Here is a 526-nt window from a genome sequence, read left to right as displayed (position 1 = left end):
GGCGGGCACAATCGGCTCGGCCCCATCCATACCGGCGTCGTCCGAGCGGCCGATGCCGCCCTGGCTGGCGTTGTCCTGACCGTGCGCGGGATGCAGCGGGCGGTCGAAGCGCACGAGACGGTCGAGGACGTAGACCGGAGCCGGCGGAAGCGAGCGCAGGTGGGAGATGTCGACCGGCACCGAGACGTAGCGCTCGGACGGGACGGACCCGGCCAGCGCGGCGACGGGAGCCGCCTGCGCTGCCTCGGCGCTCGGGTCCGTCTCCGGCATCGCATCGCGGTCACGACCCTGGGCGGCCTCGGGCTGGATCGCCTCCCAGGCCTCGGCCGAGGACCAGTCGCCGGCCTCGAACCACGGCTGGACGTCGGACCAGTCGGGCAGCTCCGACAGATCGCGGGCTTCCGCCGGCACGACCGGGGCGGGCGCGGTGCCCGCCGACAGCTCGACCGCCGGACGCGCCGGGCGGCGATCGGGCGTGCGGAAGAAGCGGACGCCGGGCGGGGGGACGAAGGGCTGGCGCCAGAGC

The 526-nt window shown here is 75.9% G+C and carries 1 pseudogene; it reads right to left on the bottom strand.

Annotation, left to right across the window (positions count from 1 at the left end):
• Positions 1-526: pseudogene (locus FV230_RS30245) on the bottom strand (DNA translocase FtsK); the annotation flags it as partial.

The sequence above is a fragment of the Methylobacterium sp. WL6 genome, from assembly GCF_008040095.1.
Classification (GTDB): Bacteria; Pseudomonadota; Alphaproteobacteria; order Rhizobiales; family Beijerinckiaceae; genus Methylobacterium.
The sequence above is the reverse complement of the archived record's forward strand: the minus strand, read 5'-3'. Positions and strand labels throughout refer to the sequence as shown.